Here is a 6,098-nt window from a genome sequence, read left to right as displayed (position 1 = left end):
CCCATAGGCATTTCTGAACCAGGTGCTTGATCTACAGGAGTTTGCGTACTTAGACCCTGCCCCATAGGCATTTCTGAACCAAGTGCTTGATCTACAGGAGTTTGCGTACTTGCACCTTGCTCCATCGAAACCTCTGAGCCCTGTATCTTTTCTGGCTGTTTTCTTACGGATATATCTTTGTTTGATAACTGCTCAGACACTGAAGAATCATCTCTACTTGATATTTCCGGTTCAATAACACGTCCTGAACCACCCATCATATTATAATTCAAATGAGAAATAGCCCACCAAGTTCCCCCAATAATAACAAAAACGCAAATAGCAGCAAACCACAACGCGCTTAAATTCCACTTGGCGTCTGGACCAGAATTCAAGTGCAAAAAGAAAACAATTTGTACTATAATCTGAATAATCGCCATCCCAATAAGATACGCAACCTTTGTACTAACTGCCCAACTTTCCATCATTCCATACATCACAGGAATAAAAGAACCCAAAGTGAAAAATACAGCCAGAATAAAACCAACCAAATAGGAACCAGTACTGGGACCATGTGTTTCATTTTGCACGCTCATCACAACGCTCCTAATAGATAAACCATGGTGAAAACACCAATCCATACAATATCAAGTAAATGCCAAAAAATGGAAAGACATGCTAAACGTGTTTTATTGTTCTGATCCAAGCCATTACGACGAAGATGAAAAAACATCACAACCATCCAAAGAAGGCCAACACTTACGTGAAGTCCATGGGTGCCAACCAAAGCAAAAAATGCTGACCAATAAGCAGAGAGAATTTCCCGTCCAAAAAGCTGTAAACCTGTTGCAGGATCAATACCCGCATAAGCATTTGGATCAAAATAAAAAACCTCACTCAAAAGTTCATGAAATTCGTAAAGTTCCATACCAATGAAGCAACACCCCAATCCAAAGGTAATAGCCATCCATAAACGCACACCACTGATGTTATTTTTATGTGCTTGTACCATTGCAAAGCCATAAGTGACGGACGAAAACAACAAGAAAGCAGTCTCAACCAAAACAAACTTTAAATCTATAAACTCACTGCCCGCTTTACCACCACCATAAGAAGCAGAAAATACAGCAAAACTTGAAAACAGTGTCGAAAACAGGATTAAGTCTGAAAGAATATAGACCCAAAAACCAAACGTCATTACCGAACTACTATCGTGGTGAAGTTCATCTATAGTACTCGCGTTATTCATTGTTACAGCACTCATACTGTCACTCCTTGTTCTTTAAGAACAGCCGTAAAGGCATCTTCAGTTTTTTGCACTTCTTCAGCTGGAATATAGTAACCATGATGATCACCTGTTAATGAATGACACACAAGCGTTGCAATAAAACCAACCAGTCCAACCGCAACAAGCCACCAAATATGCCAAACAAGCGCAAAACCAACAACTAATGAGAAGAAGCCAGCAATAATTCCAGCCGATGTATTCGATGGCATATGAATTTTTGTAAATCCACTTGTCGGCCGTTGATAACCACTTTTCTTCATATTCCAATAAGCATCATCAGACTGTATCTTTGGAAGGAGGGCAAAATTATAAGAAGGAGGCGGTGAAGAGGTAAACCATTCAAGTGTACGTGCATCACCCCAAGAATCATTTAATGTTACCGGTAAGTGCCCTTTATGCTTAATACCGTACCAAATCGCCAAAACAACCTGTAGCACAAAACAAAGGATACCAAGTAAGATAATACAAGCACCCAATGCAGCAATAATAAACATCGGCTGCCAACTAGGTTCCATGTAATGCTGAAGACGACGCGTCGCCCCCATTAAACCAAGCGCATAAACGGGGAAAAAGGCAAGGTAAAAACCAATAAACCAACACCAAAAAGATGTAATACCTAGTATGCGATTTGGTTTATAACCAAAAACTTTTGGAAACCAAAATGCAATCCCCGCTAAGTACGCAAAAACCACACCTCCAATAATTGTATGATGGAAATGTGCTATCAAAAAGAGCGAATTATGAAACTGCCAATCAGCAGGAACAATAGATAATAAAACACCTGTTAATCCACCACCAACAAATGTAAAGATCATACCCATGCACCAAAGCATAGGAGGCTCAAAGCGAATCCGACCTCTATACATCGTAAGCAGCCAATTAAAAACTTTTACACCGGTTGGAACTGCAATAATCATCGTAGCAATACTAAAGAAGGTATTTACAGCTTCACCCCCACCCATTGTGAAGAAATGATGGCCCCAAACAAGAAGCGAAAGAATCAAAATAACCAACATGGCCCATATCATTGAAGTATAACCAAAGAGGCGTTTTGAAGAAAAAGTTGATACAACTTCAGAAACAATTCCAAAAGCAGGAACAACCAAAACATAAACCTCAGGATGACCAAAAACCCAAACATAGTTAATCCATACCATCGGATTTCCGCCACCAACATTGGTAAAGAAATTCATGTTCAAATAACGATCACATGCCAAGAGTGCAAATGCTACAGCCAAAACAGGATAAATGACTACAATAAGAACATTGCTGACAAAAGCACTCCAACAAAAAATAGGCATTCTCATCATTGTCATTCCAGGAGCACGCATTTTAATCATCGTTGCAATAAAATTCACTGATCCCATTGTTGTTGCAATACCAGAAAGCTGAAGTGACCATAAATAATAATCTACCCCTGTATCTGGACTCGTTTGCAATTCTGTAAAAGGTGGATACATCAACCAACCACCACGACCAAAATTCCCAACACCTAGGGATATGTTAATCAATATCGCCCCTGCAGCCGTAATCCAAAAACCTAGATTATTTGCAAAGGGAAAAGCAACATCACGCGCACCAATTTGAAGTGGTATAAGATAATTAAAAAGACCAAATAAAATAGGCGTGGCCATGAAAAAAATCATGATCGTACCATGCGCCGAAAAAATTTGATCAAAATGCTCAGGGGGCAAATAACCTGCTGTTTCACTCCCAAGAGCTAAAGCTTGATGCGTTCGCATCATAAGTGCGTCCGCAAAACCGCGAACAAGCATAATAATTCCAAGAACGATGTACATAATACCTATGCGTTTATGGTCAACCGTTGTAATCCAATTTCGCCATAGAATCCCCCACCACCCAAGTACTGTTAGAGCAATAACAGCAATTAAACCAACCAAAACAATCGCAATACATGTATACAAAACGATCGGTTCATGTGCAAGCGCATGAAAAGCACCTGCCGTAGGATCTGTAAGTCTTCCAAACATTTCTCAACCCATTTCAAATGAAATTCAAGTTTAAAAGAAACCTTTGTTAAAAGGGCTCTTTACTTTATTGACTCTGTTAAATAACATCAGGATCAAATACTGAACATAGTGCACCCCATAGCGTCTGAGCAGCAGCACGTTTCATTAAATCTTCATTACATACCGTCTTTTCATCGACACATCGATTCACAACACGATAGTAAAGCCGCTTCTCAACAGGTGCAAAATAACGAACTTCAGCATCTTTTTCCTTCGCAGCAATATCACCCATACGAGGCGCAATAGAAAGTTGACGATAAGATGAACGATCAAGTACTCGACCATTAGCCCGAGCTTTTACAATCCAATCCTCAAAATCCTGCAAAGACACAGAATGCCACTTAAACCGCATACCCGAAAAACCATCACCACTATAATTTGCTGAGGCTCCTTTGAATACTCCTTGCTCTTCAGCGACCAAATGCAACTTAGCATTCATCTGCGGCATAGCGTAAAGAACTGTACCCAATTTGGGAACCCAAAAAGCATTGACAGAATTCTCTGACGTCAATTGCAATAAAACTTGACGTCCTTCAGGCGCATAAATCTCATTAATCGATGCAACACCGTATTCAGGATAAATAAAAAGCCATTTCCAATCAAGAGCAACAGCATCAATCTGTAATGGCTTTCCTTCACCTACAACTTCCACTGGAAGAGGATTTGTAGGTTCAAGCTTATAGGTATAATAAGCTGTTAATGAACCTAAAACCATTACAATTACAACTGGAATACCCCACATCAATGCTTCAATTTTATTTGAATGTGCCCAATCAGGAGAATAGTCCGCTTTCATATTCGATGCACGATATTTTATAGCTAAAAATACCACACTCACCATAACTGGGATAACAATACAAAGCATCACCACCACACAAACAACGATCAAAATGAGCTGTTGACGTGCAACATAACCTGATGGCTGCATAACATCAATTTTACAACCAGACAAAAGCAGTGCTCCCCCTAAAATCACAAGCATTTCTAATTGTCTAACAAAGCTTTTCATCTCTATTTACCCCCGTCATACGCACTAAAAACTGTCATAAATATATACCTCACATTGTACAGATTTGAAAATAATTATCAAGAGAATAAAATGCCTATATTACTCTTATTAAACGCTTACTCTTTACCTATCACAATTTAATTGTTTTGCTTAATTGTTTTGCAATATACTCAAGTGCAAACCGATATCCATCACCTCCACACCCAGTTATAATAGCGTCTACACCTGCAGATGTATAAGAATGGTGACGAAAAGCTTCACGCTGATAAATATGAGATAAATGAACTTCTACTTTCGGCCCTGAAAACATTTTTAGGGCATCAAGAAGTGCAACAGATGTATGACTGTAAGCCGCTGGGTTAATGATCAATCCAGAACTTGCCTCTATTGCTTCTTGTATCCATGCCACTAATTGCCCTTCATAGTTACTTTGATAAAAATTTATTATAATATCATTTTTTTTTTGCCCATTCTCTGCATCTTTTTTCAATATCTTCTAGAGTTTCAGTTCCATAAATTTCTGGCTCACGTTGACCTAGAAAATTTAAATTAGGACCATTTAAAATCGTTATTATCTCTGACATAGCAAGCCTTTTCTTTCAGACCTATCACTTATTAAAAAAATATTTAGCATGTTTTTACGGCAATAAAGCTCCATCCTTAATCTCAAAGAATTCTGCGCGTCCTTTTAAGTCATCAAATAAAAGACGATCTGTTCCTGTCATAAATGTTTGTACAGCTAAATCATCAAGAATATCAAATAGAGCAGCACGTCGATGCGAATCAAGATGGGCAGCCATTTCATCAAGAAGAAGAATAGGAGATCTTTCCGACATCATACCTGTTAGACGTGCATGACACAAAACTAAACCTGTTAGCAGCGCTTTTTGTTCACCTGTTGAACAAGATGTTGCTGCTCTATTTTTATCAGCATAAAAAACCTGCAAATCTGCACGATGTGGTCCTTCTAACGTCCGACCAGCAGCACGATCCATTGCGCGATTATGCCGCAATCGATCACAAAATTGTTCTTCAACTTCAGTTGCTGATATTTCACTAAGAGCTGTTTCTAAAAAACCATCAATTTGCAAAAAAGCTCGTGGAAAAGGTATCTGTGAGGGCATTTGTGTAAACATGTCATTTAAAAGACGAATAACATCAACACGCGCCGCAGAAATAGCTGTCGCCAATTCTGCCATTTGCTTTTCTAAAGCATCAAACCAAGCACAATCTTCATTTCCATCTAAAAACAAACGATTACGTGCGCGCATAGCTCTATCATAATCGGCTATGCGGCGCCTATGCAAGGGATCAATCGCCAAAACCATACGGTCCAAAAAACTACGGCGCTCAAGTGAAGGACCTGTAAAAAGACCATCCATAGACGGTGTTAGGACACTAATATGACAATAATCTGTTAGGCAATCACTCGACTCATTCACACCATTAATATGGACCTTTCGACTGTTATCGCTAACCTCAAAAGCTGTACCAATCTTTACTTCACCATAAAGAGCGCATTCAAGACGCGCAAATACAACAAATCCTCCACCACCACCATCTACAAAACTAACGTCAGAATAAACAGCACGCCGCAAACCACGACCAGGAGAAAGAAAAGATAACGCCTCTAAAAGATTCGTCTTACCAGCACCATTATGGCCAGTAAAAACCACATGCTGACCAGAAAAATGAATATTGAAAAAAGAATAATTGCGATAACGTAAAAGCTTCAGCTGCCTCACTGCCACTTTGTGCACATGACTGGCCATGCATTGCAAAACAACGGCCC

5 protein-coding genes and 1 pseudogene are annotated in these 6,098 nt (G+C 39.3%); all 6 read right to left on the bottom strand.

Annotated elements, in window-relative coordinates; translation table 11 throughout:
- Nucleotides 1–575 (bottom strand): cytochrome o ubiquinol oxidase subunit IV (cyoD, locus tag ACFIMS_RS04240; RefSeq protein WP_375696409.1); only part of this gene is annotated, 575 nt, incomplete at its 3' end.
- On the bottom strand, nucleotides 575–1,243 hold the full coding sequence (locus tag ACFIMS_RS04235; protein WP_375628427.1) for a cytochrome (ubi)quinol oxidase subunit III: 669 nt from the start codon (nucleotides 1,241–1,243) through the stop codon (nucleotides 575–577). The genes cyoD and ACFIMS_RS04235, both read right to left, overlap by 1 nt.
- Nucleotides 1,240–3,258 (bottom strand): cytochrome o ubiquinol oxidase subunit I, encoded by a 2,019-nt coding sequence (cyoB, locus tag ACFIMS_RS04230; protein WP_375611433.1) that lies wholly within the window; start codon nucleotides 3,256–3,258, stop codon nucleotides 1,240–1,242. The genes ACFIMS_RS04235 and cyoB overlap by 4 nt, the downstream gene beginning before the upstream one ends.
- A gap of 76 nt (nucleotides 3,259–3,334) precedes the next feature.
- Entirely contained in the window at nucleotides 3,335–4,306 is a 972-nt protein-coding gene (gene cyoA, locus ACFIMS_RS04225) for a ubiquinol oxidase subunit II (RefSeq protein WP_375611432.1), read from the bottom strand.
- 130 nt (nucleotides 4,307–4,436) lie between these two features.
- Nucleotides 4,437–4,890, bottom strand: a pseudogene (gene aroQ / locus ACFIMS_RS04220) (type II 3-dehydroquinate dehydratase).
- Between the two features lie 54 nt (nucleotides 4,891–4,944).
- Nucleotides 4,945–6,078, bottom strand: coding sequence for a DNA replication/repair protein RecF (gene recF / locus ACFIMS_RS04215; RefSeq protein WP_375611469.1), 1,134 nt, complete (start codon nucleotides 6,076–6,078; stop codon nucleotides 4,945–4,947).
- Between the last annotated feature and the right edge of the window lie 20 nt (nucleotides 6,079–6,098).

Origin of the sequence: Bartonella sp. AP331QHHD (genome assembly GCF_042195905.1) — a bacterium.
Lineage (GTDB): Bacteria > Pseudomonadota > Alphaproteobacteria > Rhizobiales > Rhizobiaceae > Bartonella.
Note: the sequence above shows the minus strand (reverse complement) of the source record. Positions and strands in the feature narration are given on the sequence as shown.

Excerpts from the sequence above, each read along its gene's own strand:
- ACFIMS_RS04235 (WP_375628427.1), bottom strand. The coding sequence starts at position 1,243 with ATGAGTGCTGTAACAATGAATAACGCGAGTACTATAGATGAACTTCAC.
- cyoB (WP_375611433.1), bottom strand. The coding sequence starts at position 3,258 with ATGTTTGGAAGACTTACAGATCCTACGGCAGGTGCTTTTCATGCGCTT.
- cyoA (WP_375611432.1), bottom strand. The coding sequence starts at position 4,306 with ATGAAAAGCTTTGTTAGACAATTAGAAATGCTTGTGATTTTAGGGGGA.
- recF (WP_375611469.1), bottom strand. The coding sequence starts at position 6,078 with ATGGCCAGTCATGTGCACAAAGTGGCAGTGAGGCAGCTGAAGCTTTTA.